Origin of the sequence: Pseudomonas sp. MYb13, from assembly GCF_002980075.1 — a bacterium.
In the GTDB taxonomy this organism is placed as follows: domain Bacteria; phylum Pseudomonadota; class Gammaproteobacteria; order Pseudomonadales; family Pseudomonadaceae; genus Aquipseudomonas; species Aquipseudomonas lurida.
Genome location: NZ_PCQI01000014.1, coordinates 63,614 through 87,450, shown reverse-complemented (window position 1 = coordinate 87,450; position 23,837 = coordinate 63,614). Strand labels below are relative to the sequence as shown.

Below are 23,837 nucleotides of genomic sequence, written 5' to 3'. Positions count from 1 at the left end.
CGCTCAGTCAGCGTCGCTTGGCCATCTCATTGATGAAACGGTCGAACAGCGGCGCTACGTCGTTCGGGCCCGGGCTGGCTTCAGGGTGGCCCTGGAAGCTGAACGCGCTCTTGTCGGTGCGCTCGATACCCTGCAGGGAACCGTCGAACAGCGACTTGTGGATGGCGCGCACGTTGCTCGGCAAGGTGGCTTCATCTACCGCAAAACCGTGGTTCTGGCTGGTGATCATCACGACGCCGGTGTCCAGGTCTTGTACCGGGTGGTTGGCACCGTGGTGGCCGTGGCCCATTTTCAGGGTCTTGGCGCCCGAGGCCAGGGCCAGCAGTTGGTGACCGAGGCAGATACCGAATACCGGGATCTCGGTTTCCAGCACGTCCTTGATCGCCTGGATGGCGTAGTCGCAAGGCTCAGGGTCACCCGGGCCGTTGGACAGGAACACACCGTCCGGTTGCAGGGCGAGCACGTCGCTGGCCGGGGTTTGCGCCGGCACGACGGTCACGCGGCAACCGCGCTCGACCAGCATGCGCAGGATGTTGTACTTCACGCCGTAGTCGTAGGCGACCACGTGGTAAGGCAACTCGGCAGCATCGATGGTCGCATGGCTGTCAGTCTTCAAGTCCCAGACGGTGGAGCGCCACTCGTACTTCTCTTTGACGCTGACGACTTTCGCCAGGTCCATGCCTTTCAGGCCTGGGAAGCCTTGCGCTGCGGCAATCGCCGCCTCTTCGGAAATATTGTCACCGACCATGATGCAGCCGTTCTGCGAGCCTTTTTCACGCAGGATGCGTGTCAGGCGGCGCGTATCGATACCCGCGATTGCCACCACGTTGTTGGCTTTCAGGTAATCGGACAGCGACATCGTATTACGCCAGTTGCTCGCAACCAGTGGCAGGTCACGAATCACCAGGCCGGCCGACCAGACACGATCAGACTCCACATCTTCCGGTGTAGTGCCGGTGTTGCCGATGTGCGGATAGGTCAGGGTGACGATCTGTTGGGCGTAGGAAGGATCGGTAAGGATTTCCTGATAGCCGGTCATGGCAGTGTTAAACACCACCTCTCCAACGGTTTGACCGTCGGCTCCAATGGCTTCGCCGCGAAAAATGCTGCCATCAGCAAGGGCGAGTATGGCTGGCTTAGTCAAGAAGACCTCCCGTAAATAAAGCCTGAAAGGGCGATCGCAGGTTGTAAAAAAGCGGAGTGACGTATGGACACGTCACCCCGCTTCTTCACTGAATTATTCTGCGCGCTTTTAGTGGACACACTAAAGCTGTAGCTTACAGAAAAAGGCTTTTTTGGTCCACCGCTAATGAGCCTAAAAGGCAGGGGAATGCGACAGGACGTCGCTTAGCGGGTAAAAACGGAGCCCAAGCATAAGCTTGAGCCCTCGTTTTAGCTACTGATTAGTGCAGGTCCAGCACATCGCGCATGTCGTAGAGACCCGGCGCACGACCGTCCAGCCAAAGCGCAGCACGTACCGCCCCCTTGGCAAACGTCATGCGACTGGACGCTTTATGCGTGATTTCCAGGCGCTCACCCTCGGTGGCGAACAACACGGTGTGATCACCCACCACATCGCCACCGCGCACGGTTGCAAAACCAATGGTGTCGCGCGCGCGCGCACCGGTGTGGCCTTCGCGGCCGTACACCGCCACTTTCGACAAGTCTCGACCCAGCGCATCGGCAATTGCTTCGCCCATGCGCAGCGCGGTGCCCGACGGCGCGTCGATCTTGTGGCGGTGATGGGTCTCGATGATTTCGATATCCGCCTCATCCCCCAGCACCCGCGCCGCCAGATCAAGCAGCTTGAGCGACAGGTTCACGCCTACGCTGAAGTTGGCCGCGAAGACGATAGGAATATCCTTGCCCGCCTCCACCAGTAACTGCTTCTGCTCAGCCGTCAACCCGGTGGTGCCGATCACCATCGCCTTGCCCGCCTTGCGGCAGAAAGCCAGGTTTTTCAGCATCACATCCGGCAGGGTGAAATCGATCAGCACGTCGAACTCGTCAGCCACCTGCTCCAGGTTGCCAGACAACGAAACGCCGATACGCCCCAACGAGGCCAACTCACCAGCGTCCGCACCGATCAACGTACTGCCAGGGCGAACGATCGCCGCGGTCAGCCCCGAGGCCGGCGAGCGCTGCTGCACCGCCTCGACCAGCGTCTTGCCCATGCGCCCGGCAGCGCCCATTACGGCTATACGTCGCATACTCAATTCCTTACAGGTCGCCGAAGAAGCGCTTCACGCCATCGAAAAAGCCCGTGGTTTTCGGCGAGTGGGAGTCATCACCTTCCAGCGAACTGCGGAATTCCTCAAGCAGTTCACGCTGACGACGGCCCAGGTTGACGGGGGTTTCCACCGCCACGCGACACATCAGGTCGCCCGCACCACCACCGCGCACCGGCGCAACGCCTTTGCCTCGGATACGGAACTGCTTGCCGGTCTGCGTGCCTTCCGGGATCTTGAGCTTGACGCGACCATCAAGGGTCGGGATCTCCAACTCGCCACCCAGCGCCGCATCCACAAAGCTGATCGGCACTTCACAGAACAGATGCTTGCCGTCGCGCTGGAAGATCGAGTGCTCGCGCACATTGATCACCACGTACAGGTCGCCCGTTGGACCACCCTGGGTACCCGCCTCGCCTTCGCCCGAGAGGCGAATACGGTCTCCGGTATCGACGCCAGCTGGCACTTTCACCGACAGTGTCTTGTACTCTTCCACGCGGCCTTCGCCGTGGCAGGAATCGCACGGGTCGGAAATGATCTTGCCCTGGCCATGGCAACGCGGGCAGGTCTGCTGCACCGAGAAGAAGCCCTGCTGCATGCGGACCTGACCAATACCGCCGCACGTCGGGCAGGTGATCGGCGAAGAGCCTTTCTTGGCACCCGAGCCGTCGCACGGCTTGCAGTTGACCAGCGTTGGCACGCGGATATTGACGCTGGTGCCGCGCACGGCTTCTTCCAGGTTCAATTCCAGGGTGTAGCGCAAGTCGCTGCCACGCTGGGCGCCGCCACGCTGACCACCCCGGCCACCGCCGAAGAAGTCGCTGAATACGTCGCCGAAAATATCGGAGAAGTTCTGACCGCCAAAACCGGCACCGCCGCCACCCATGCTCGGGTCGACGCCGGCGTGGCCATACTGGTCGTAGGCCGCACGCTTGTTGGGATCAGACAGGCATTCGTAGGCCTCGTTGGCCTCTTTGAACATTTCTTCGGATTCTTTGCTATCCGGATTACGGTCCGGGTGATGCTTCATCGCCAGGCGACGGTACGCCTTCTTCAGGTCCGCCTCGCTGGAGCCGCGCTCCACACCCAATACTTCGTAATAGTCACGCTTTGCCATAAGTCTTTGCACTCTTAAGGACGTTCGGCCAGACCCTCCTGAGCCCTGCCAAACTCGTTGAGCCCCAATACAGGCCCGGACCCAACTCACGTCAATTCAACGATCCTGGTCATAACTACTTTTAGCCAGGTAGCCGGCCAAAATGCGGTATTTATCGCTCGGAAAGCAGGAGCATTCCCGATCACACCGCCAGCATCCGAACCCTGTCGCATGCTGTAAAAATTCACATACCCCAGACACGCCAACGCGGGAGCAAGCTCCCGCGCGGCGACATCCTACCAGTCACCGCTTGATAGCGGTCAACCGGGCGACCAACTTACTTCTGGTCTTTTACTTCTTCGAACTCGGCATCGACAACGTCGTCGTGCTTGGCTTCAGGCTCTGCCTGTTGCGCCGCACCGTCAGCTGGCTGGCCTTGTTCGGCATACATTTTCTGCGCGACTGGAGCAGAGACTTTCGACAGCTCTTCGATCTTGGCTTCGATAGCGGCCTTGTCGTCGCCTTTTACGGCGGCTTCCAGGGCAACTACTGCCGCTTCGATGGCAGTCTTCTCTTCAGCAGTCACTTTATCGCCAGCATCAGCGACCATCTTGCGTGTCGAGTGAACCAGTGCATCACCCTGGTTACGAGCGCCAGCCAGCTCAGCAAACTTGGCATCCGCATCGGCGTTGGCTTCAGCGTCACGAATCATCTGTTGAATTTCTTCATCAGACAGACCGGAGTTGGCCTTGATGGTGATCTTCTGCTCTTTGCCAGTCGCCTTGTCTTTCGCGCCGACGTGCAGGATGCCGTTGGCGTCGATGTCGAAGGTCACTTCGATCTGTGGCACACCACGTGGTGCTGGTGGAATCTCGGCCAGGTCGAACTTGCCCAGGGACTTGTTCTGAGCCGCCTGCTTACGCTCACCTTGCAGCACGTGAATGGTCACAGCGCCCTGGTTGTCATCGGCAGTCGAGAACACCTGGGATTTCTTGGTAGGAATCGTGGTGTTTTTCTCGATCAGCGCAGTCATCACGCCACCCATGGTTTCGATACCCAGGGTCAGCGGGCTGACGTCCAGCAGCAGAACGTCTTTCACGTCACCGGCCAATACCGCGCCCTGGATGGCAGCACCCATGGCAACTGCTTCGTCCGGGTTCACGTCTTTACGTGCTTCTTTACCGAAGAACTCGGTGACCTTCTGCTGAACCAGTGGCATACGGGTCTGACCGCCCACCAGGATCACGTCATTGATGGAACCGACGTCGATACCGGCGTCTTTCAATGCAATGCGGCAAGGTTCGATGGTGCGCTGGACCAGGTCTTCAACCAGTGCTTCCAACTTGGCGCGAGAGATCTTCACGTTCAAGTGCTTAGGACCGGTGGCGTCTGCAGTGATGTACGGCAGGTTCACGTCGGTCGACATGCTCGAGGACAGCTCGATCTTCGCCTTCTCAGCAGCTTCTTTCAGGCGCTGCATGGCCAGCGGGTCACCCTTGAGGTTCATGCCGCTTTCTTTCTTGAATTCGTCAACGAGGTAGTCGATCAGACGAATGTCAAAGTCTTCACCACCCAGGAAGGTGTCACCGTTGGTGGCCAACACTTCAAACTGGTGCTCGCCATCAACTTCAGCGATCTCGATGACCGAGACGTCGAACGTACCGCCACCCAGGTCATAAACGATCACAGTGTGGTCGCCCTTGGCCTTGTCCATACCGTAGGCCAGAGCAGCTGCGGTTGGTTCGTTGATGATACGTTTTACGTCCAGGCCCGCGATGCGGCCGGCGTCTTTGGTCGCCTGGCGCTGGCTGTCGTTGAAGTAGGCCGGAACGGTGATCACCGCCTCGGTCACTGTTTCACCCAGGTAATCTTCGGCAGTCTTCTTCATCTTTTTCAAGACTTCAGCCGAAATCTGCGGTGCAGACATCTTGTTGCCATTGACTTCAACCCAGGCGTCACCGTTGTCAGCCTTGGCGATTTTGTAAGGCACCATCTTGATGTCTTTCTGTACGACTTCTTCGTCGAACTTACGACCGATCAGACGCTTTACCGCGTACAGAGTGTTGTGCGGGTTGGTGACAGCCTGACGCTTGGCCGACTGGCCAACGAGGATCTCGCCATCATTTGCGTAAGCAATGATCGACGGCGTGGTACGCGCGCCTTCGGCGTTCTCGATGACTTTGGCTTTGCCGTTTTCCATGACGGAGACACAGGAGTTGGTGGTCCCCAGGTCGATACCGATAATTTTGCCCATGATTTACTCTCCCGAAACTTGAATTTGGATGCCGCAGCAGTGGTGGCTAACTGCGGTAGCACTTAAACGCTTGACTTATAAATGGGGGCCTTGCGGCGTATTTCAAGCCTGCTCATCAATAGAAGGCGAAACGGGTGCAGGAGCCTTGCTCACCACGACCATCGCCGGACGCAGCAAACGACCGTTGAGCTGATATCCCTTCTGGAACACTTTCAACACACTGTTGGGCTCCAGGTCATGGCTTTCCTGCATGGCCATGGCTTGGTGATGCTCAGCGTTGAACGGTTCGCCGCCTGTTGGATCAATGGCTTCCAGCTGATAACGCTTCAGGGTGTCCTGGAACATTTTCAGGGTCAGCTCGATCCCTTCGCGCATCGGGCGGATGTTTTCGTCATCTGGATTGGACAACTCGAGGCCACGCTCCAGGCTGTCGATGATCGGCAGCAAATCACTGGCGAACTTTTCCAGTGCGAATTTATGAGCCTTCTCTACATCCTGCTCGGCACGGCGGCGGACGTTCTGCAGATCGGCGGCAACACGCAAAGACTGGTCCTGCGCTGCGGCCAATTGCTCTTCGAGCACTTGCACACGAGTTGCCAGCTCATCGCCGACAGCCGAATTGGCGTCTGGAGTTTGCGTATCCTGCGTCTGTTCGTCAGCCATAGATTTCTCCTTTCAAAATCATGCGCGAACTCAACTCGCGCTTCTGTTCCGGTATATGGGGCCACAATTTCCAGGTTCAAGGGCGCAGGCGTTACCAAAAGTCTTTCCCATGACCAGGATCAATTCCTGCCCCTCCATTCCTCATTGCGCTAAGAAACGCGCCGATTCAAGCAAATCGAGCTAAGCGCCAGGATTGTCACGCCCGAGCAAAACACTGTATAAATAACCAGACCTAAAGCCTGGGAGCGGCCGTCATGCTCGTGCACCTGTCCGTACATAACTACGCCATCGTTGAACATCTGGATCTCGAACTCGATCGCGGGATGAGCGTAATCACAGGCGAAACCGGCGCCGGCAAGTCGATCATGCTCGACGCCCTGGGCCTTACGCTCGGAGACCGCGCCGACAGCGGCGTGGTACGCCCCGGTGCGGACAAGGCCGATATCCTGGCCACCTTCGACCTGGCGGATATTCCCGAGGCAGAAGCCTGGCTGGCCGAGCGCGACCTTAATAATGAAGGCCCGTGCATCCTGCGCCGAGTCATCACGGCTGAAGGCCGCTCGCGCGGCTACATCAATGGCACACCTTGCCCACTCGGCGACCTTAAAGCCCTGGGCGAGCTGCTGATCGACATCCACAGCCAGCATGAACACCAATCCCTGCTGAAAACCGACACCCACCGCCGCCTGCTCGACGAATACGCGGGCGCAACCGACCTTGCCCGCCAGGTGCAACTTGCTGCTCAGCGCTGGCGCCAGACCCGCCACGAACTGGAGCGCCTCTCCAACTCAGGTGACGAGCAACGTGCCCGTCATCAGTTACTCAGCTACCAACTCGAAGAGCTGGAAAGCCTGGGCCTGGGGGAGACCGAACTGGAGCAGCTTGAGCAGGAACACAAGAACCTCACCAACGCCGAAACCCTGCTGGGTATCTGCCGCCAAGTGGTGGAGCAATGCAGCGAGAGCGACTCTGGCAATGTGCTCAACGCACTGACGGCCAGCCTCAATCGCCTGTCCAGCGTGAACAACGCCTCCGGCTCGCTGAGCGAGGCCACGACCTTGCTCACCAGTGCACAGATCCAGGTAGAAGAAGCCGTCGGCGAATTGAACCGCTTCCTGGATCACTTCGATGCCGACCCGGCACGCCTGCAGGAAATCGAAGAGCGCCTGGACACTATCTATACCCTGGCGCGCAAACATCGAATCCAGCCCACTGAAGTGGCGACGATGCAGCAAAAGCTGCTGGATGAAATCGAGACGCTGAACGCCAACGATGAATCCATCGAGCGCCTGGGTGATGAGCTCGCCTCCTTCGCCCGCCACTATCAGGAGAAAGCACGCGAACTCAGCGACCTGCGCCAACAAGCCGCGACGAGCCTGGCCAGCGCAGTGGAGCTGGAGATCCAGCGCCTAGGCATGCCTGGCGGACGCTTCACCATCGAATTACGCGCCAACGCCAGCAATGAACTGCAACCCCATGGCCTGGAACAGGTTGAACTACTGGTCAGCGCCAACCCTGGCCAACCGCTCAAGGCCCTGGCCAAAGTGGCGTCCGGCGGCGAGCTGTCACGGATCAGCCTGGCGATCCAGGTGATTACCGCGCAAACCTCTCGGGTGCCCACATTGGTATTCGACGAGGTCGACGTGGGCATTGGCGGTCCGACGGCGGAAATTGTAGGTCAACTGTTGCGGCGCCTGGGGGACAGAGGCCAGGTACTGACAGTCACCCACTTGCCGCAAGTGGCCGCCCAGGGCCATCAGCACCTGTTTGTGCACAAGGTCCGCGGCAGTGATGCAACGCACACGGCCGTGTCCAAGCTGAACAAGTCGGAACGCGTGGAAGAGGTGGCGCGGATGCTAGGCGGCATTGATCTGACCAAGGAGTCCTTGGCGCACGCAAAGAAAATGGTCGTGGCGACAAAGGCCTGAGCAAACTATTTTCTCTTTATAGAAAGCACGAAGGCGACCCTGAGGTCGCCTTCGATCGTTTTGCAGAGTCAATCCGCAGCGCTTTTTACTTTTTCTTACGGATGTACAGGACCAGATTATGGTCAACCAAATCGAAGCCATGCTCCTCAGCAATCTTGTGCTGCAGCGCTTCGATTTCCGGGCTGGTGAACTCGATAACCTCATTGGTATCCAGGTCCACCATGTGGTCGTGATGACCACCGTCAGCCAATTCGAACACGGCATGACCGCCGTCGAAATTATGACGAACCACCAGCCCTGCGGCTTCAAACTGGGTCAGCACACGGTAAACCGTGGCCAGGCCAACGTCCTCGTTAGACTCCATCAGCGCCTTGTAGACATCCTCGGCACTCATGTGGCGCTGCTCAGCAGAATCGAGCATTTGTAGAATCTTGACTCGTGGCAGAGTCACTTTAAGACCGGCTTTGCGTAGTTCGCTATTTTCAACCATGGTTAGCTTTCTCGCGGATGCTGCTTCGCAGCTTCTCTTAATACGGGTATGATCGGCGTTTACGTTGTCCCAGCCAAGATAGTGGAAGTCGCCCACCGATGCAAAACACCAAGCTCTTGCTAACCAGTTTCACCTTTGTGGGACTGCTCGCACTCGCCGGTTGTTCATTCCCCGGGGTTTACAAAATCGACATCCAGCAGGGCAATGTCGTCACGCAGGACATGATAGACCAGTTACGCCCCGGAATGACCCGACGGCAAGTACGGTTTATCATGGGTAACCCCCTGCTGACCGACACTTTCCATGCCGATCGCTGGGATTATCTCTACAGCCTGCAACCAGGTGGCGGTGAACGCCAGCAGGAGCGCGTCAGTGTCATTTTCAATGGCAATGACCAGCTCGTCAGCCTGTCGGGTGACTTCATGCCCGGCGTGAGCCGTGACGAAGCACTGCTCGGCAAGGATAACGGTACCAACGTGACTGCCCCTGCGCAGGAAGGTGAAAAACCGAAGTCCGATGTTCCGGCCAAGCCTGGCTCACTGCTCGACAAGATCCAGAAAGACGTCGACGGCGTGGAAACTGTTCCCGTCCCGACGCCGCAGCCTCTGGACACCAGCCCGCAGTAAGTTTGCGGCGCCCAGCAAAAAGCCCGGCATGCCGGGCTTTTTGTTGGGCGCCTTTTGGCTGGCTTATGAGTTCTGCTGTCGAGCCAGTGCCGCCTTGGCAGCGCGCAGTCGGCGCACCTCTTTCGGGTCAGCCAGCAATGGCCGGTAGATCTCAATACGGTCCCCCGCCTGCACGGCACGCACGTCTGCGTCTGGAACGACCTTGCCGAATATCCCCAAAGGACAATCAGCCAGGTTCAACTCGGGAAATTGCCCTGCAATCCCTGACGCCTGCACCGCCGCACGCAAGCTGGCGCCCGCAGGCACCGCCACCGTCAGCAATACCTGACGATCCACGGCGGCATGCACCACTTCAATCTCAACCATGCAATTGCTTGGCTCGCTGGCAAAACGCATCCACCAGTGTATTGGCGGCCTGGTTGAATAACGGGCCCAACGTTGCTCGCACGATAGGCCCGGCGTAATCAAAGGAAAGATCCAGGCTGATTTTGCAGGCCTTGTCCGTCAGCGCCTTGAACACCCATACCCCGTGCAACTGGGTAAACGGCCCCTCCTGCAAATTCATTTCGATGGATTTCCCAGGCACCAGTACATTGCGCGTAACAAAGTGCTGGCTAAGACCGCCTTTCGCGACCCCGACACTGGCGACCATGTGCTCATCGCCGCTTTCCAGCACCTCGGCCGTTGAGCACCACGGCAAGAATTCCGGGTAACGCGCCACGTCGTTGACCAGGTCATAGAGCGCCTGTGCCGGATAGGGCAGCAGCGCTGAACGTTGAATATGCGTCGTCATGTGTGCGTTATTTCCACAGCTGAGCGGCAAACATCGCGAAAGAACAGCCCGATCCGCGAAAGAAAAAAACCAGAGAACTGCCCTCATTGTCCGGGATTCGTCCAACACGCTCAAGCACGCAGGTTGACCGTAGCCGACACGCTCGCAACTCCCTATAATGCCGCCCCTATGGCTAAACAAAAGAAACACCCCACAGGGACCATCGCGCAAAATAAAAAGGCGCGACACGATTACTTCATCGAACATCGGTTCGAGGCTGGTCTGGTCCTGGCCGGCTGGGAAGTAAAGAGTCTGCGTGCCAGCAAGCTGCAACTGGTCGACAGTTATGTGCTGCTCAAGGATGGCGAGGCGTGGCTGCTCGGCAGTCACATCACCCCGCTGACCACCGCGAGCACCCACGTGATTGCCGACCCGGTACGCACGCGAAAGCTGCTGCTCAACGCGCGTGAAATCGACAAGCTTGCCGCTGCTGTACAGCAGAAGGGTTATGCCTGCGTGTGCCTGTCTTGGTACTGGAGCAAGCACCTGGTCAAGTGCGAGATCGCCTTGGGCAAGGGCAAGAAGGAATACGACAAGCGTGACACCGAGCGCGAGCGCGACTCCAATCGCGAACTGCATCGTGCCGTGCGCAACAAGGGCAAGGAAGACTGACCCTTGCTGCGATGTAGCCGCGGAGGCTTCCTCGGCTACATCCCCTTACGGCGCTCCGCACGCGCGACGCGCTGAACTTCCTGACGCACTTCCTCCAGCACTTCCTGCACATACAGCAGGTGGCGTGTTGAAACCTCCCGTGCCTGCTCGGCCCGCCCCTCGATAATCGCCAGGTACAAATCCCTGTGCTGACTGATCAGCATGTCGCGGGTTTCCGTGCGCTGCTGATACATGCCACCGATGTTGGTCACCACGTTCCGTTTCAGCAGGTCGAACAGACCGCGAATGGTGTGCAACAACACCGCGTTGTGGCTGGCCTCGGCGATAGCCAAGTGAAACCGCGCATCCGCCGCGCCCTCTTCCGCTCGACTCACTTCATCGGAGCGCGTGTAGCAATCCTGTAGCGCTTCGAACGCCGCCGTGAGCCGTTCGCGGTCGACCTCGGTGGCGCGCAGCGCGGCGTAGTAGGCACAAGACGCTTCAAGGGTCTGCCGAAACTCCAGCAGATCACGCTGCGCCTCGGGATTGTTCTCCAACAGGTGCAGCAGCGGATCACTGAACGTGGAGCCGAGAGATTCCGCCACGTAGTTACCACCCCCCTGGCGGCTGACGAGCAAACCTTTGGCCGCCAACTTCTGGATCGCCTCACGCAAAGAAGGGCGCGACACACCAAACTGCTCAGCCAAAGCGCGCTCGGCCGGCAAGCGTTCGCCCGACTTCAGCGTGCCCTCGAGGATCATGCCCTCAAGCTGCTCGACGATATCGTCAGACAAACGGCGCTGACGCACCTGATCAAACCCCATAACTCACTCTCCACCATCCCGACCACTCGCCGGGCCCTCTATTCTGGCCTATCGCAGCGAATGCAGCACCTATCAGAACGCCCTCGTTTCAGCCGATCAGCACGCGCTGGCAGCCGACCTGAGACTAAAGTTTCTCGAGCGGCAAATTGACACACCCCTGCCAAGGCTTTTACTCTAGCCAACAGCGATTGTAAATTGGTATTACCAATTATCCAAGCTGACCAAACAACAACAATCAGGGGCCACCCCATATGCAAACCTGGCAACAGCTCTACAGCCCGCTCGGCAGCCTCGGCCTGTCCGCACTGGCGGCCGTCATTCCGATCGTATTCTTCTTCCTGGCCCTGGCCGTATTCCGCCTCAAAGGCCATGTGGCGGGCAGCATCACCCTGGGGCTGTCGATCCTGGTGGCGATCTTGGCCTTCCAGATGCCGGTAGACATGGCACTGGCCGCCGCCGGCTATGGCTTTGCCTACGGTTTGTGGCCGATCGCGTGGATCATTGTCGCCGCGGTATTCCTCTACAAACTCACCGTCAAAAGCGGCCAGTTCGAGATCATTCGCAGCTCGGTGCTGTCGATTACCGACGACCAGCGCCTGCAAGTGCTGCTGATCGGCTTCTGCTTCGGCGCCTTCCTGGAAGGTGCGGCCGGTTTCGGCGCCCCGGTAGCGATTACTGCTGCACTGTTGGTCGGCCTGGGCTTCAACCCCCTTTACGCCGCAGGCCTGTGCCTGATTGCCAACACTGCCCCCGTGGCCTTTGGTGCGCTGGGTATCCCGATCATCGTGGCAGGCCAGGTGACCGGCATCGACGCGTTCAAGATCGGTGCCATGACCGGTCGCCAGCTCCCCCTGCTGTCGCTGTTCGTGCCGTTCTGGCTGGTGTTCATGATGGACGGCCTGCGCGGCGTGCGTGAAACCTGGCCGGCTGCGCTGGTGGCAGGCCTGAGCTTTGCTATCACCCAGTACTTCACGTCCAACTTCATCGGCCCGGAACTGCCGGACATCACGTCGGCACTCGCCAGCCTGATCTCCCTGACCCTGTTCCTGAAAGTGTGGCAACCCAAGCGCACCGCAGGTGCACAGATTGCCGGCGCGACTTCCAGCGCGGCAGTCACCGCCAGTGCAGGCGGTTTCGGCCTGCCACGCAACACGATTGTCTCGCCCTACAGCCTGTTGCAGATCTTCAAGGCCTGGTCGCCGTTCCTGATTCTCACCGTGCTGGTCACTATCTGGACCCTCAAGCCATTCAAGGCAATGTTCGCCGCCGGTGGTTCGATGTACAGCTGGGTGTTCAACTTTGCGATCCCACACCTTGACCAACTGGTGATCAAAGTCGCCCCCATCGTGACCAACCCAACGGCGATACCTGCGGTGTTCAAGCTGGACCCAATCTCGGCGACCGGCACGGCCATTTTCTTCTCTGCGCTGATATCGATGCTGGTACTCAAGATCGATGTCAAAACTGGTCTTACCACTTTAAAAGAGACCTTCTACGAACTCCGCTGGCCGATCCTGTCCATCGGCATGGTGCTGGCCTTCGCATTCGTCACCAACTACTCGGGCATGTCTTCGACCATGGCGTTGGTATTGGCCGGGACCGGTGCAGCCTTCCCGTTCTTCTCGCCTTTCCTGGGTTGGCTGGGGGTTTTCCTGACAGGCTCTGATACCTCGTCCAATGCCCTATTCAGTTCGCTGCAAGCCACCACCGCGCATCAGATCGGCGTCAACGACACCTTACTGGTCGCTGCGAATACCAGCGGTGGCGTTACCGGCAAAATGATCTCGCCACAATCGATTGCGGTGGCCTGTGCCGCAACAGGCCTGGTGGGCAAGGAGTCCGACCTGTTCCGCTTTACCCTCAAGCACAGCCTGTTCTTTGCCACCATCGTGGGGCTGATCACCCTCGCCCAGGCCTACTGGTTCACCGGTATGCTGGTGCACTGAGACCTGCACGCACTAGGGTAAGAATCGACGCCGGACACGATTCCGGCGTCAGCTATTTCTGGAGGACCGATGAGCCTGCCTGCTGCCTTTCTAAGCGACGTCGCACACCTGATCCCGAAAGACCGGCGTTTCGACGACCCGCTTTCCACCCTAGCCTTCGGCACCGACGCCAGTTTTTACCGACTGATCCCACAGCTGGTAGTCCGCGTGGAGTCGGAAGACGAAGTCGTTGCATTGCTGCAACTGGCTCAACGTGACCAGGTACCGGTGACCTTCCGCGCCGCCGGCACCAGCCTGTCCGGGCAAGCCATCAGCGACTCGGTGCTGATCGTGCTGGGCGACAACTGGAACGGCCGCGAGATTCGCGGGCAAGGCACGCAGATCCGCCTGCAACCCGGCGTCATCGGTGCCCAGGCCAATGCGTGGCTGGCGCCGTTCGGGCGCAAGATCGGGCCGGACCCGGCATCGATCAACGCCTGCAAGATCGGCGGTATCGTCGCCAACAATGCCAGCGGCATGTGCTGCGGCACGGCGCAGAACACCTACCACACCCTGGCCGGGATTCGCCTGGTGCTGGCTGACGGTAGCCGCCTGGACACCGAAGACGCAGCCAGCGTGATGGCGTTTCGTGAACAGCACGGGGCGCTGCTTGAGCGTCTGGCGACATTGGGTCGCGAGACTCGGGCAAATGCTGAACTGGCGGCAAAAATCCGCCACAAATACCGTCTGAAAAATACCACTGGGCTGTCACTCAATGCCCTGGTGGATTTCGACGACCCGCTGGATATCCTCAGCCACCTGCTGGTGGGCTCCGAGGGCACCCTTGGGTTTATCAGCGCGGTCACCTATGACACCGTGATCGACCACCCGAACAAAGCGTCGGCGCTGATTGTGTTTCCGGATGTAGAGACCTGCTGCAATGCGGTGACCGTCCTCAAGACCCAACCCGTCTCGGCGGTCGAGCTGCTGGACCGTCGCAGCATGCGCTCGGTACAGGACAAGCCGGGCATGCCCGCTTTCGTTCAGCAACTATCGGAAAATGCCTGCGCCCTGTTGATCGAATCCCGTGCGGCGTCGTCGTCCTTGTTGCACGAGCAACTGGCCTTGATCATGGCTTCCCTGGCTCGATTTCCGGTTGAAAAACAAGTCGATTTCACCGAGGACCCCGTGGAAAACGCCCGCCTGTGGGCGATCCGCAAAGACACCTTCCCCGCCGTCGGCGCTGTGCGCAAGACCGGCACGACAGTGATCATCGAGGACGTGACCTTCCCGGTCGAGCAACTGGCCATCGGCGTCAACCGCTTGATCGAACTGTTCGACAAACATCACTACGACGAAGCGATACTGTTCGGGCACGCGCTGGAAGGCAATCTGCACTTCGTGTTCACCCAAGGATTCAATAGCGCGCAAGAAGTCACACGCTACCAGGCGTTCATGGACGACGTGGCGCAATTGGTGGCGGTGGAGTTTGGTGGGTCGTTGAAAGCCGAACACGGCACCGGGCGCAATATGGCGCCGTTCGTGGAGCTGGAATGGGGCACCGACGCCTATCAATTGATGTGGCAAATCAAGCGCCTGCTCGACCCCAACGGCATCCTCAACCCGGACGTGGTGCTCAGCGAAGACCCGCAAATCCACCTCAAGCACCTCAAACCGTTGCCCGCCGCCGACGAGCTTGTGGATAAGTGCATCGAATGCGGCTTCTGCGAGCCCGTGTGCCCGTCGAAAGGCCTGACCTTGAGTCCGCGCCAACGCATCGTGATCTGGCGCGACATCCAGGCCAAGACACGTGCGGGTGTCGACACCACTGAGCTGGAAGCCGCGTATCACTACCAGGGCATCGACACCTGCGCCGCCACCGGACTTTGCGCCCAGCGCTGCCCTGTAGGAATCAATACCGGCGACCTGGTGAAAAAGCTGCGCAGCCGCGACGCCGACCGTACGAAAACAGCCGAATGGCTCGCCACCCATTTCGCCACTGCGCTGCAAGGCGCGCGCTTTACACTGCATGTGGCCAATGGCGCACGCATGCTGCTCGGCGCGCCTCGCCTGGCGAAGCTGTCGGCCAGCGTGACCAGGCTGTCCAAGGGGCAGATTCCGCAGTGGACCAACGCCATGCCGCAGCCGGAAAAAGCCATCCGCTTCAGCCCGGCCGTGACAGACGCGCGGCCACGGGTGGTCTACCTCGCCGCCTGCGTCTCGCGCGCCATGGGCCCGGCAGCGGGGGACAAGGAACAGATGTCGCTGTACGACAAGACTCGCAGCCTGCTGGAAAAGGCCGGTTACCAAGTCGTTTTCCCCGATAACCAGGACAGCCTGTGCTGCGGCCAGCCCTTCGCCTCCAAAGGCTATGCCGAACAGGCCGAGCACAAGCGCCAGGAACTGATCGGCGCGCTGCTCCACGCCAGCCGTGGCGGGCTTGACCCCATCTACTGTGACACCAGCCCCTGTACCCTGCGCCTGGTTCAGGACCTGGGTGACACGCGCCTGGACCTTTACGACCCTGTGCGTTTTATCCGCACGCACCTGATGGACCGCCTGGACTTCACGCCCCAGGACGCGCCGATTGCCGTGCATGTCACCTGCAGCACCCAACACTTGGGCGAAAGTCAGGCGCTGATCGACCTGGCCCGACGCTGTTCCAACACCGTGGTCATCCCGGAAGGCATTCATTGCTGCGGTTTTGCCGGCGACAAAGGCTTCACCACGCCGGAACTCAACGCCCATTCGCTGCGCACCCTCAAGGACGCGGTGCAATATTGCAGCGAAGGCATCTCCACCAGCCGCACCTGCGAGATCGGCCTGAGCCAGCATGGCGGCATTGATTATCACGGGTTGGTTTACCTGGTGGACCGGGTTACGCAGGCCCGCGCCCACTGATCCTGCAAAAATGAACCTGTAAAAAAACAGAACCCTGGCGCACCAGCGTAGTCATCTGCATAGGCCTCGACAAACGAGGCTCAACAGTGATGTCGCTGGCAGCCGTTCAACGCCAGCAGCGTCGAGCCCTTTTGCGCAAGGAGATACCCTATGAAGCGTTCCGCTCTTGCTGGCTTGTTCGTTACCGCTGCGATGCTGGCCTCCCCTGTGTTCGCCGCGGGCGAGCCTGATCTGTGCAAAATCAATCTGGACAAAATCAACAACGGTAAAGCGCTGCTCGCCACTGACACCAGCGGTAAAAGCGGCGAGATAGACACTGCCGTCTCCCAAGCCAAGGCGGCGCACGCCGCGGGCGATGACAAAAAGTGCATCGAGATCACCTCGAAGGCGCTGCAAGACCTGCAGAACAGCGAAAAAGGCGGCCAATAGGCGGCTCAGTCATGGAAGACGAACCTTCGGGTTGGCCTTCCGTGACCGTTTGGCGTACACTGCACAGGCTTCTCACTCACTAAGAAACAACGAGTTACAAGCACGGGGCCGTTTAGGATTCGACGCCGGTCGCGAAACTTTAGGTGCATGCCGAGTTGGTAACAGAACTCGTAAATCCACTGTTGCAACTTCTTATAGTTGCCAATGACGAAAACTACGGCCAGGAATTCGCTCTCGCTGCGTAAGCAGCCTTAGCCCTGAGCTTCTGGTACCTTCGGGTCCAGCAATCACCAGGGGATGTCTGTAAACCCAAAGTGATTGTCATATAGAACAGAATCGCCGTGCAGTACGTTGTGGACGAAGCGGCTAAAACTTACACAACTCGCCCAAAGCACCCTGCCCTTCGGGTCGCTGAGGGTTAACTTAATAGAAACGGCTACGCATGTAGTACCGACAGCGGAGTACTGGCGGACGGGGGTTCAAATCCCCCCGGCTCCACCAAATAAGCTATAAAAATCAGGCACTTAGCGTTTATCGCAAGTGCCTTTTTTGTGTCTAAATGGGTGGTTTTGGCTCGGTTATGCCAGCTTTACGACAGCATGCACGGCCTTGAACAGCTTAGGAGGTTGGATGCCTCCCCAGTCGCCACCTAGAAAATGCATGCAATTGAAGGGATTCCGAGAATTACGAAAGGCACTGCCGCACCATTTACTGCGACCCTTCATCTGTGCGACTTTTGTGAGAAGGAACCACCAAGGCACCAGCTGTTCAAAATTCACAGCGGCGTCCTGAGTGCCGTGCTCTAATCGGCTGCTATGCAGTCAGGATGGCACCGGCCCTGCAGCAGAGAGATAGCTCGGCTTGAAAATGTGACGTGCGACCTTAAATAGCGTCTCAACACCGCCAGACTCCAGCGTAGCGGCCACCATAATTTAGGAAGAATCATGGCAATTTTCTTGGTCTTACCGACAGACCAGTCCGATCCAATATTGCGGGCGCTCAAAGATAATCAATCCCTTGGAACCGTCGACTTTACGGATCTTCCAAAAAACGGATTTGTAGTGAATTTCTCTGGCACCACCCAAGAACTTTCTAACCTGCTGGGAATAACCGACGGCTCGTCCGCATCGGGGGTAGTTGTGGCGATTAGTTCCTACTATGGGCGAGCCCCTACCACGCTCTGGGAATGGATTAAAAGCAGGTGGAACTCATAAATGTCCAGCAAAAACCGCAGGTTTGGCGGCCCTGAGAACACGAACCCTATGGTTCCTGAGACGACACCTACCCCGGGCCCAGCTGAGTGGCAGATGAAGTCACTGAATGATCTTCATGTCGTTGTCGGAAAAATCGAGACTTCTCTTGATCACCTCGCGGAAAAGCTGGGAGAGCTCAAGGAAGACAACAAACAAGTCATGGATCGCGTCAATAAGGTTGAGACAAAATTGGTAGTGGCCAGCGCTGTATTGAGCGTCGTCTTAGGTGTGGCAGCTATCGTAGGCACCATTGCGGCAACTGTTGCAAACAAGGCAATCGACTTCGGTATGGAAATGGCTAAGGAAAAAATGAAAGCGGAGACTCCGTCGCTTCCTGCAAAGTCTTCCAAGTAACCTAGCTACACGCTGCGGCTGCTTCTCATATCCAACCTGCTGTCCAGCCTTACCGATAGCGCCGTACCCTTCACATCCGAGACGTCATTTTTCCGTAGAACAGTAACTGCCCAAGGCGGTGCCAAGGCCTACAGCGCACGACATGGCACTTCACCCCACACAGTACGCATGTCCGGATCCGTGCCCGCGCACCCCGCCGCCGCGTGGCTTTGACATTTGAAAGGAAAATCATGAAAGCATTTTTGCTAATTCCGGCGCTGTTTTCACTTGCGGTATCAGCAGCTGAAATACCTACGCCGCCGGGGCCAAATCCCATGCAGTTTACCGGTCGTTTTTTTACGTTTGCAGCAGACGACCCGCTGGGACAGATTAAATCTCCTGCAAAAATTGGATACACCGCATTAGTTCTTGATAAGCAGATCACCGTTAGAACCGATATCGGGAATTTTGTCAGCGCAGATCGTGTGCAGTTCGCGTTAGATGACGGAGATAGTTTGCCGAATGGAGTCAGGGTGAAGCTCGAGTGTGGCTTCGTTATGGGGGCAGAGACTCGGCACCACTTCGAGCCACTGTTTTGTGGTCAAAGCAAATGGACTGTCTTGCGATAGAAGCAGCTATCCCGGCCTCCCCCTCATTCATACGCTGACTGAAATGATCCGCTCCAGGGGGAGCGCTCGGCGAAAACCCCGGGCATATCAAGTCGGCTTCACTAGGTTGAAGCCCTCGGACTCAGGCTTATGCTCCTCCCGGTCGCGCCTGTAGCTCACTGCTGGGCGGGTTTGTTGTTTCCGGTGTTCCCCTGCTCTGCTACCGTGGCGCCCTCTGATCGCAATGGAAGCAACGACGAATGGACTCATGGAAGATCCTGGCGGCCGCCTTGCTGCTGTCAGTTAGCACTCAGGCCGTATCAGGTGATGGGGCCAACCCTATCGCTGCCGCGATATTTCTCACAATCTCCGCGCCAACCATTTTAATTGGCGCGACCACATCTCTCACGACCGAGCCGCCTAAGATTTTCAAGTCGGCCAAGACTGACGCACTGACGTTCATCGGTTCGGACGGCGAGATTCGCGGCGCGGAGTTTGAGCAGGCGTCCAGGTACTACCACACCAATTACAGCTCTCCACTGATGTCAGATATGCAGCTGGCCCAGGCGATAGCAACTTCCCGGTGAAAGCGACTTCCTAGTCGTGCCCAGCGCCGGGCTTCTTGTATCTATCACCCTACCGGTATGAAGCCGACAATGGAAAAGCTTCCCATCATTTTATAAATAAACCAGCACGCCAACGCATAGAGTCCGTACGAAGAGACAACCAATGTCAGTGATATGTACCTCAAAATGTCTCCGGCACGATCTTCTTTGCAATCATGTGGCTTGCCCAAGCCGTCGTGATAGAGCCCCTGAGACAGGTATGTTGCGCCGCTAGCAAGCACCACCAAAAGCACACCGATACCTAATACAAAAATAGTCAGCCCCAGTAGCTCAAGCCCTTCAGGCTTTAGCGACCTCCAGGCAGAACTGGCGAATGCGAGGAGTGCCGCTGCTGCCCCTCCCCCCACAAGCAGGCTGGCTTTAAGCGCTGCCTGACCAGAGTCAATAACGGTTCTGAACATCGCCTGCCGGTCGTGAAAAGCATGATCGTTAGCCTGCCTCTGGAACTCGTTATTCGCTTCAGTAAGCGGAGAGAGCTTTTCGACGCGCTCACGCAGCGCGACCATGTACATCTCAAGGCTTTCGATGGAGACGTCTTTGAGACCTCGGCTTTTCGCGGATTCGACTTGAATGGCAAGCGCGTCAATAACCTCGTTAGGTTCCATCTCTCATACTCTGGATAAAAAGGCATTCTACCGCCTTGAGGCCCAGCCAATGGTAGCTGTACGCCACGAATGGTAAAGTGCGGGCTCAATTACGGGAGGGGTCGAATGAAGGGCTTTCTGCTTTTGCGACATCCTTTTCACCTGACATTTACACGACAGGGAGCAAGGTGGCCCTACTCCTTTGAAGAATTCCCATTAGGCCCGCACATAAGCGGGCCATTTTTTTGCCCGCGGCTATGCTTTCCATTCCCTCTACCGGAGACCAAGCAATGCCATCCCCCGAATACTCACTCCCTGACATCTTGGAACGGATCTACGAGAACCAGCTCGCCCTGGAGGCCGCCATTATGGAGTTGACTCTCTGGGCAGAAGACAGCGAAACCTCAAACGTAGGTGAGAACGTGCGTGGCGCCCTTGAGGTGATTGGCGAGAACGCTGGGCATATCAAGCAGGGCCTAGCTCGTATTAAACGGTCCGGGCAGGCATAACCCTTACGTAGATGATCAAAAGAGGATGAAGATGTTCCTGACCAAAGACGAAGTGGTTGACCTAACTGGTTACGAGCGGCCAGCAATTCAAGCGCGTTGGCTTAGAACTAATTCCATAGCGTTCATTCATGGTGGTGACGGTCACCCCAAAGTGCCAAAGCAATCGCTGCTAGAAAAAATCTATAGCGGAACCTCACTGGATCGAACGATAGAAACACCGCTCAGTGGCCTAAACGATATAAAAGAAACCTGGGACAAGGTGTCTGAGTCCGTGATGGCCGACATCCTGGGTACAACCAGGCGTGCCTTACAAGGGAAGCGAGCCAGAGGTGTATTGCCGGAAGGCGTATGGGCAAAAGTCGACGGATCAATCCTGTATAGCATAAAAAGATTTGACGAGTTTTTAGACGCTCATTGGCCCGCTTACACACCTGTTGCGGACACGTCAAACCTGAACGCGACCAACCTAAGACGCAAGCGGAACGCAAGGACGACCAATACAAAACCCATCATGTTGCTCGTCTGAACGTCTTTTTAAAAAAACTAATGACATCTGGAAAGAAGCTCAGTCGGAAATGATTGACGAGGTAGATTATGTTTTTGAGCAAAGAGGAAGTGGCAGCACTCACTGGCTATCAAAAGCCGAGCGCTCAAATCAGATGGTTACAGGAGCAACAATTCGGATTTGTCGTGGGAGGTGACGGCATCCCAAAAGTGCTAAGCCAAGTCGTAATCAGTCGCCTGGGAGGCCAGACGGCTCAGAAAAAAAGCCCTGAGCTCCGACTAAAATAACGGCCGACATTAGCCTATGGCAGGTGAAATCATGACCAAATTGACTCTCGCAGAATGGGCTGCTGACCACTTTAAAACGCCGCCCAGCCCGAATACCCTACGCAAATGGGCCCGCGAAGGCCGCATTACACCTAGACCTGTCAAGCACGGGCGTAATTACTACGTAGAAGCGAATTCGCACTACCTAGAACCCGAGAAGCTTGTCAGAAGAACTCCCGGCGGTACTCTCATAGAAAGAGTCGAAGCCGCTCGGAGAGTTGTCGGATTATGAAAATTTTGTCCCAGATAACAGTAAGGCTGCCAAGGCTCATGGAGGTCGGCGAGTATCGAAAGCTGCGCTATGTCGGGAACAAGCCCAGCCTGCAGCAACTGAAGAAATGGATTGAAGAGGGCGAGATCATCGGCGAGATCACAGGAGGGATGTACTTCGTAGACGTTCAGGCAGCGATAATGGGATCGAACGACCCGCTACTCGCAAAGATGCTCAAAATTGACTGACTGCTTTCCAAACCTCTGAGTCATATCGGAGGGAGCTTTCGTTTTCCGAGTGAATGCTACCAGCTGGACTAGAGTCTCTTGTGCGGTCCGCTAATCTTAAACAGGAGAGCGTTATGTCGAAGTCGTCAGGCAGTAAGAGCAGCTCTGGATCATCAAGCAAGGGCAGTGGTAGCGCAGGCGGTGGTTCCAAAACTCCCGCAGTGCCTAATCTTCCAAGTACTACGGGTAATCCTTCTGGTGGCGGCAGAGGGAATGCTCCGCCGAAAGGAAAATAATGTTCAGCGGCCATCCACACTCCATGGCTGGCCTTTTTACTTTGACTGGTCAAAATCCGCACTTGTGTGGACAAAGCCCGTAGCTTGATCAACCCAGCAGTGACTTCCTATGCCAACACCTTTTTAGCCTTGTCCCAAAGCTGAAGGCGATCTTCGAGACCATTGATTCCGCCATTGATTCGACGAGTGATTTTCACGAACTCGCCCTGGTCCGCCAGAGTGTTCAAGCCTTCCGTAGACCAGAACCAGGCGGCCGACATCGCGGCGTGCTGCGGTAGCTCCAGAAGCTCGGGCTTATTGATCAGATCCAAGCCAAGGGCCTCACCGCACGCGGCATTGTTCGCCCTGCCGGTGATCTGGATCAGTCCACGCCCACGGTACTTATAGCCGTCACCCTTGACCGTGTTGCCAAGATCGGCGCGGCCTTCGTAGCCCGCCTGTTGCGCGGTGGGCCCCCAGATCTCCCGCACGTACCGCAGCTGGCCCGACTCATGCCCGACCTGAGCGATGAATGCGGCGACGCGAGGAGTGCCGACGATGCCGTAACGGTTCATTGCGGCGTTCAGCGCTGGAACAAAAACGCCGGCTTGGCGGCCGGCGTTCGGAAGGATCCGCAGCAATTGCTGCTCAGTGATTGACATAGCTTTCTCCAGGCCAGCCCTCATCGACCATACCAGCTGTAAACGATCCATTAGCCAATGCTGCAAGCAAAGCCAACTCTCTATCAAAGCACGCCTGTACATGGGAGCGGATCGCGCTAGCAATGGCTATCAAATCGTTTGCATTTAATGCAACGGCCCCACTGACGGCCTTCCAGGTACATACGTAGTTCGGATCAAGCATTGCCGAGAGGGCGGCGCCTGTGATCAGCGCCTGGCTGTCGCGTCCTGTATCTATAACGATTCCATCAACGCTGATCCCCCCGGTCTCATGCTTGAAGCGAGCATTCGCTATCATCTGAGGTAGGTCTATCGGCACCGCCTGCTTCGATATAACTCCATTAGCGGAGCGGGACCAAATAACGTCAGGCGCCTGGAGCATCGCCTGCCACTGAACTTCATCCAGCTCGACAGCGGATTTAGGAATGTCATGCACACCCTCAATTAGGAGGTGAACAAGCTCGCCGTCAGAAGAAAACTTAGCGTATTTTTTTGACATATTAGCGCCCCAGAGCGAACCAGAAAAAGTTGTATGTGCCGCCCGCCGTCCAGCTAAGAATCATTGATTGTTGATTCAATGACTGGACGTTGGCGGCTACGGTGCTTGGGCTTCCGCCCACAATCGAGTTGGGCAGCGCCCAAACAATAAGCGCTTCATTCGGAAATGGAGTCGTAAATGCCGAAGTGCTGCCAGATGTGAATGCGCGATTGCCCCACTGCCAGACTAAGCCGCCCATCCAGCTCGGGAAATAGATGTATCCATTGACTGAAAGCTGGATCTGAAAACCCGCCCGCAGCTTTTTCGGGGTGACTATGCTGCTGTCATCAACACCTGCGTTGACCTCAGACTGCGTTGCAAATCGGGCAAGCCCTTTAATTACCTCAGTCGCCGAAACAAGTAACCGGTTGAATG

General features: G+C 57.4%; 27 protein-coding genes and 1 other RNA gene. 16 read left to right on the top strand and 12 right to left on the bottom strand.

All coding sequences use genetic code 11. The features are described from left to right. Positions 1-7: 7 nt before the first annotated feature. The 5 genes from carA to grpE form a co-directional block, all read right to left on the bottom strand. Positions 8-1,144 (bottom strand): glutamine-hydrolyzing carbamoyl-phosphate synthase small subunit, encoded by a 1,137-nt coding sequence (gene carA, locus CQ002_RS22045; protein ID WP_025857106.1) that lies wholly within the window; start codon positions 1,142-1,144, stop codon positions 8-10. A 259-nt stretch (positions 1,145-1,403) separates the two neighbouring features. Continuing rightward, positions 1,404-2,210: a 4-hydroxy-tetrahydrodipicolinate reductase gene (dapB, locus tag CQ002_RS22040; RefSeq protein WP_034107079.1), complete on the bottom strand. Its 807-nt coding sequence runs from the start codon at positions 2,208-2,210 to the stop codon at positions 1,404-1,406. 10 nt (positions 2,211-2,220) lie between these two features. Beyond that, positions 2,221-3,345 carry a molecular chaperone DnaJ gene (gene dnaJ / locus CQ002_RS22035; protein ID WP_015885930.1) on the bottom strand — a complete coding sequence of 375 codons (1,125 nt, stop codon included), beginning with the start codon at positions 3,343-3,345 and terminating at the stop codon, positions 2,221-2,223. A gap of 316 nt (positions 3,346-3,661) precedes the next feature. Continuing rightward, the gene (dnaK, locus tag CQ002_RS22030) at positions 3,662-5,578 is read right to left on the bottom strand and encodes a molecular chaperone DnaK (protein WP_025857104.1); all 1,917 of its coding nucleotides are present in this window, start codon (positions 5,576-5,578) and stop codon (positions 3,662-3,664) included. A gap of 102 nt (positions 5,579-5,680) precedes the next feature. Then, entirely contained in the window at positions 5,681-6,241 is a 561-nt protein-coding gene (gene grpE / locus CQ002_RS22025) for a nucleotide exchange factor GrpE (RefSeq protein WP_025857103.1), read from the bottom strand. Positions 6,242-6,495: 254 nt separating this feature from the next. Here grpE and recN point away from each other — a divergent pair, with 254 nt between their 5' ends. Continuing rightward, entirely contained in the window at positions 6,496-8,169 is a 1,674-nt protein-coding gene (recN, locus tag CQ002_RS22020; RefSeq protein WP_034107082.1) for a DNA repair protein RecN, read from the top strand. 85 nt (positions 8,170-8,254) lie between these two features. Here recN and fur read toward each other — a convergent pair whose 3' ends face one another. Next, positions 8,255-8,659: a ferric iron uptake transcriptional regulator gene (fur, locus tag CQ002_RS22015; protein ID WP_003194220.1), complete on the bottom strand. Its 405-nt coding sequence runs from the start codon at positions 8,657-8,659 to the stop codon at positions 8,255-8,257. A 98-nt stretch (positions 8,660-8,757) separates the two neighbouring features. Between fur and CQ002_RS22010 the strand changes: the two genes are divergently transcribed. Then, positions 8,758-9,285, top strand: coding sequence for an outer membrane protein assembly factor BamE (locus CQ002_RS22010; protein WP_025857101.1), 528 nt, complete (start codon positions 8,758-8,760; stop codon positions 9,283-9,285). 63 nt (positions 9,286-9,348) lie between these two features. On the opposite strand, the gene CQ002_RS22005 is transcribed toward CQ002_RS22010, so the two are convergent. Together CQ002_RS22005 and CQ002_RS22000 are read right to left on the bottom strand one after the other, a co-directional pair. Next, positions 9,349-9,651, bottom strand: a complete 303-nt coding sequence (locus CQ002_RS22005; protein ID WP_034107084.1) for an RnfH family protein — start codon at positions 9,649-9,651, stop codon at positions 9,349-9,351. Beyond that, entirely contained in the window at positions 9,644-10,078 is a 435-nt protein-coding gene (locus tag CQ002_RS22000) for a type II toxin-antitoxin system RatA family toxin (RefSeq protein WP_025857099.1), read from the bottom strand. Before CQ002_RS22000 ends, CQ002_RS22005 begins: the two co-directional genes overlap by 8 nt. Positions 10,079-10,246: 168 nt before the next feature. Here CQ002_RS22000 and smpB point away from each other — a divergent pair, with 168 nt between their 5' ends. Further along, positions 10,247-10,729: an SsrA-binding protein SmpB gene (smpB, locus tag CQ002_RS21995; protein WP_025857098.1), complete on the top strand. Its 483-nt coding sequence runs from the start codon at positions 10,247-10,249 to the stop codon at positions 10,727-10,729. 35 nt (positions 10,730-10,764) lie between these two features. Here smpB and CQ002_RS21990 read toward each other — a convergent pair whose 3' ends face one another. Then, positions 10,765-11,532, bottom strand: a complete 768-nt coding sequence (locus CQ002_RS21990) for a GntR family transcriptional regulator (protein WP_034107087.1) — start codon at positions 11,530-11,532, stop codon at positions 10,765-10,767. A gap of 251 nt (positions 11,533-11,783) precedes the next feature. Between CQ002_RS21990 and CQ002_RS21985 the strand changes: the two genes are divergently transcribed. The 8 genes from CQ002_RS21985 (at position 11,784) to CQ002_RS21950 (ending at position 19,568) form a co-directional block, all read left to right on the top strand. Beyond that, complete coding sequence (locus CQ002_RS21985) at positions 11,784-13,478, top strand: lactate permease LctP family transporter (protein WP_105162870.1); 1,695 nt, start codon at positions 11,784-11,786, stop codon at positions 13,476-13,478. A 69-nt stretch (positions 13,479-13,547) separates the two neighbouring features. Next, positions 13,548-16,358, top strand: a complete 2,811-nt coding sequence (locus tag CQ002_RS21980) for an FAD-binding and (Fe-S)-binding domain-containing protein (RefSeq protein ID WP_105162871.1) — start codon at positions 13,548-13,550, stop codon at positions 16,356-16,358. Between the two features lie 150 nt (positions 16,359-16,508). Then, positions 16,509-16,787: a hypothetical protein gene (locus CQ002_RS21975; RefSeq protein ID WP_034107093.1), complete on the top strand. Its 279-nt coding sequence runs from the start codon at positions 16,509-16,511 to the stop codon at positions 16,785-16,787. A gap of 104 nt (positions 16,788-16,891) precedes the next feature. Continuing rightward, positions 16,892-17,288: a transfer-messenger RNA gene (gene ssrA, locus CQ002_RS21970) on the top strand. A gap of 443 nt (positions 17,289-17,731) precedes the next feature. Beyond that, entirely contained in the window at positions 17,732-18,001 is a 270-nt protein-coding gene (locus tag CQ002_RS21965) for a hypothetical protein (RefSeq protein WP_105162872.1), read from the top strand. Then, positions 18,002-18,394 carry a hypothetical protein gene (locus tag CQ002_RS21960; protein ID WP_105162873.1) on the top strand — a complete coding sequence of 131 codons (393 nt, stop codon included), beginning with the start codon at positions 18,002-18,004 and terminating at the stop codon, positions 18,392-18,394. It abuts the gene before it with no gap. Between the two features lie 230 nt (positions 18,395-18,624). Further along, entirely contained in the window at positions 18,625-19,002 is a 378-nt protein-coding gene (locus CQ002_RS21955) for a hypothetical protein (protein WP_105162874.1), read from the top strand. A 239-nt stretch (positions 19,003-19,241) separates the two neighbouring features. Next, positions 19,242-19,568: a DUF2388 domain-containing protein gene (locus CQ002_RS21950; protein WP_105162875.1), complete on the top strand. Its 327-nt coding sequence runs from the start codon at positions 19,242-19,244 to the stop codon at positions 19,566-19,568. 44 nt (positions 19,569-19,612) lie between these two features. Here CQ002_RS21950 and CQ002_RS21945 read toward each other — a convergent pair whose 3' ends face one another. Next, a complete protein-coding gene (locus CQ002_RS21945) occupies positions 19,613-20,212 on the bottom strand; it encodes a hypothetical protein (RefSeq protein WP_105162876.1) in 600 nt (199 codons plus the stop codon). 269 nt (positions 20,213-20,481) lie between these two features. On the opposite strand from CQ002_RS21945, the gene CQ002_RS21940 reads away from it, so the two are divergent. From CQ002_RS21940 to CQ002_RS21920, 5 genes are all read left to right on the top strand, one after another. Next, complete coding sequence (locus CQ002_RS21940) at positions 20,482-20,700, top strand: hypothetical protein (RefSeq protein WP_105162877.1); 219 nt, start codon at positions 20,482-20,484, stop codon at positions 20,698-20,700. 31 nt (positions 20,701-20,731) lie between these two features. Further along, positions 20,732-21,226, top strand: a complete 495-nt coding sequence (locus tag CQ002_RS28650) for a DUF4224 domain-containing protein (protein WP_234010361.1) — start codon at positions 20,732-20,734, stop codon at positions 21,224-21,226. Between the two features lie 68 nt (positions 21,227-21,294). Further along, positions 21,295-21,492, top strand: coding sequence for a DUF4224 domain-containing protein (locus tag CQ002_RS21930; RefSeq protein ID WP_105162878.1), 198 nt, complete (start codon positions 21,295-21,297; stop codon positions 21,490-21,492). A 16-nt stretch (positions 21,493-21,508) separates the two neighbouring features. Then, positions 21,509-21,763 carry an excisionase gene (locus tag CQ002_RS21925; protein WP_342352990.1) on the top strand — a complete coding sequence of 85 codons (255 nt, stop codon included), beginning with the start codon at positions 21,509-21,511 and terminating at the stop codon, positions 21,761-21,763. Beyond that, complete coding sequence (locus CQ002_RS21920) at positions 21,760-21,990, top strand: hypothetical protein (protein WP_222944368.1); 231 nt, start codon at positions 21,760-21,762, stop codon at positions 21,988-21,990. Before CQ002_RS21925 ends, CQ002_RS21920 begins: the two co-directional genes overlap by 4 nt. Before the next feature lie 382 nt (positions 21,991-22,372). On the opposite strand, the gene CQ002_RS21915 is transcribed toward CQ002_RS21920, so the two are convergent. Beyond that, entirely contained in the window at positions 22,373-22,906 is a 534-nt protein-coding gene (locus CQ002_RS21915; RefSeq protein ID WP_105162881.1) for a glycoside hydrolase family 19 protein, read from the bottom strand. After that, on the bottom strand, positions 22,893-23,423 hold the full coding sequence (locus CQ002_RS21910; RefSeq protein ID WP_105162882.1) for a DUF4376 domain-containing protein: 531 nt from the start codon (positions 23,421-23,423) through the stop codon (positions 22,893-22,895). Before CQ002_RS21910 ends, CQ002_RS21915 begins: the two co-directional genes overlap by 14 nt. Between the last annotated feature and the right edge of the window lie 414 nt (positions 23,424-23,837).

Bases quoted from the DNA above. Each gene is read 5' to 3' on its own strand.
- dapB (WP_034107079.1), bottom strand. From the start codon at position 2,210: ATGCGACGTATAGCCGTAATGGGCGCTGCCGGGCGCATGGGCAAGACG.
- dnaJ (WP_015885930.1), bottom strand. From the start codon at position 3,345: ATGGCAAAGCGTGACTATTACGAAGTATTGGGTGTGGAGCGCGGCTCC.
- dnaK (WP_025857104.1), bottom strand. From the start codon at position 5,578: ATGGGCAAAATTATCGGTATCGACCTGGGGACCACCAACTCCTGTGTC.
- grpE (WP_025857103.1), bottom strand. From the start codon at position 6,241: ATGGCTGACGAACAGACGCAGGATACGCAAACTCCAGACGCCAATTCG.
- recN (WP_034107082.1), top strand. From the start codon at position 6,496: ATGCTCGTGCACCTGTCCGTACATAACTACGCCATCGTTGAACATCTG.
- fur (WP_003194220.1), bottom strand. From the start codon at position 8,659: ATGGTTGAAAATAGCGAACTACGCAAAGCCGGTCTTAAAGTGACTCTG.
- CQ002_RS22010 (WP_025857101.1), top strand. From the start codon at position 8,758: ATGCAAAACACCAAGCTCTTGCTAACCAGTTTCACCTTTGTGGGACTG.
- CQ002_RS22005 (WP_034107084.1), bottom strand. From the start codon at position 9,651: ATGGTTGAGATTGAAGTGGTGCATGCCGCCGTGGATCGTCAGGTATTG.
- CQ002_RS22000 (WP_025857099.1), bottom strand. From the start codon at position 10,078: ATGACGACGCATATTCAACGTTCAGCGCTGCTGCCCTATCCGGCACAG.
- smpB (WP_025857098.1), top strand. From the start codon at position 10,247: ATGGCTAAACAAAAGAAACACCCCACAGGGACCATCGCGCAAAATAAA.
- CQ002_RS21990 (WP_034107087.1), bottom strand. From the start codon at position 11,532: ATGGGGTTTGATCAGGTGCGTCAGCGCCGTTTGTCTGACGATATCGTC.
- CQ002_RS21985 (WP_105162870.1), top strand. From the start codon at position 11,784: ATGCAAACCTGGCAACAGCTCTACAGCCCGCTCGGCAGCCTCGGCCTG.
- CQ002_RS21980 (WP_105162871.1), top strand. From the start codon at position 13,548: ATGAGCCTGCCTGCTGCCTTTCTAAGCGACGTCGCACACCTGATCCCG.
- CQ002_RS21975 (WP_034107093.1), top strand. From the start codon at position 16,509: ATGAAGCGTTCCGCTCTTGCTGGCTTGTTCGTTACCGCTGCGATGCTG.
- CQ002_RS21965 (WP_105162872.1), top strand. From the start codon at position 17,732: ATGGCAATTTTCTTGGTCTTACCGACAGACCAGTCCGATCCAATATTG.
- CQ002_RS21960 (WP_105162873.1), top strand. From the start codon at position 18,002: ATGTCCAGCAAAAACCGCAGGTTTGGCGGCCCTGAGAACACGAACCCT.
- CQ002_RS21955 (WP_105162874.1), top strand. From the start codon at position 18,625: ATGAAAGCATTTTTGCTAATTCCGGCGCTGTTTTCACTTGCGGTATCA.
- CQ002_RS21950 (WP_105162875.1), top strand. From the start codon at position 19,242: ATGGACTCATGGAAGATCCTGGCGGCCGCCTTGCTGCTGTCAGTTAGC.
- CQ002_RS21945 (WP_105162876.1), bottom strand. From the start codon at position 20,212: ATGGAACCTAACGAGGTTATTGACGCGCTTGCCATTCAAGTCGAATCC.
- CQ002_RS21940 (WP_105162877.1), top strand. From the start codon at position 20,482: ATGCCATCCCCCGAATACTCACTCCCTGACATCTTGGAACGGATCTAC.
- CQ002_RS28650 (WP_234010361.1), top strand. From the start codon at position 20,732: ATGTTCCTGACCAAAGACGAAGTGGTTGACCTAACTGGTTACGAGCGG.
- CQ002_RS21930 (WP_105162878.1), top strand. From the start codon at position 21,295: ATGTTTTTGAGCAAAGAGGAAGTGGCAGCACTCACTGGCTATCAAAAG.
- CQ002_RS21925 (WP_342352990.1), top strand. From the start codon at position 21,509: ATGGCAGGTGAAATCATGACCAAATTGACTCTCGCAGAATGGGCTGCT.
- CQ002_RS21920 (WP_222944368.1), top strand. From the start codon at position 21,760: ATGAAAATTTTGTCCCAGATAACAGTAAGGCTGCCAAGGCTCATGGAG.
- CQ002_RS21915 (WP_105162881.1), bottom strand. From the start codon at position 22,906: ATGTCAATCACTGAGCAGCAATTGCTGCGGATCCTTCCGAACGCCGGC.
- CQ002_RS21910 (WP_105162882.1), bottom strand. From the start codon at position 23,423: ATGTCAAAAAAATACGCTAAGTTTTCTTCTGACGGCGAGCTTGTTCAC.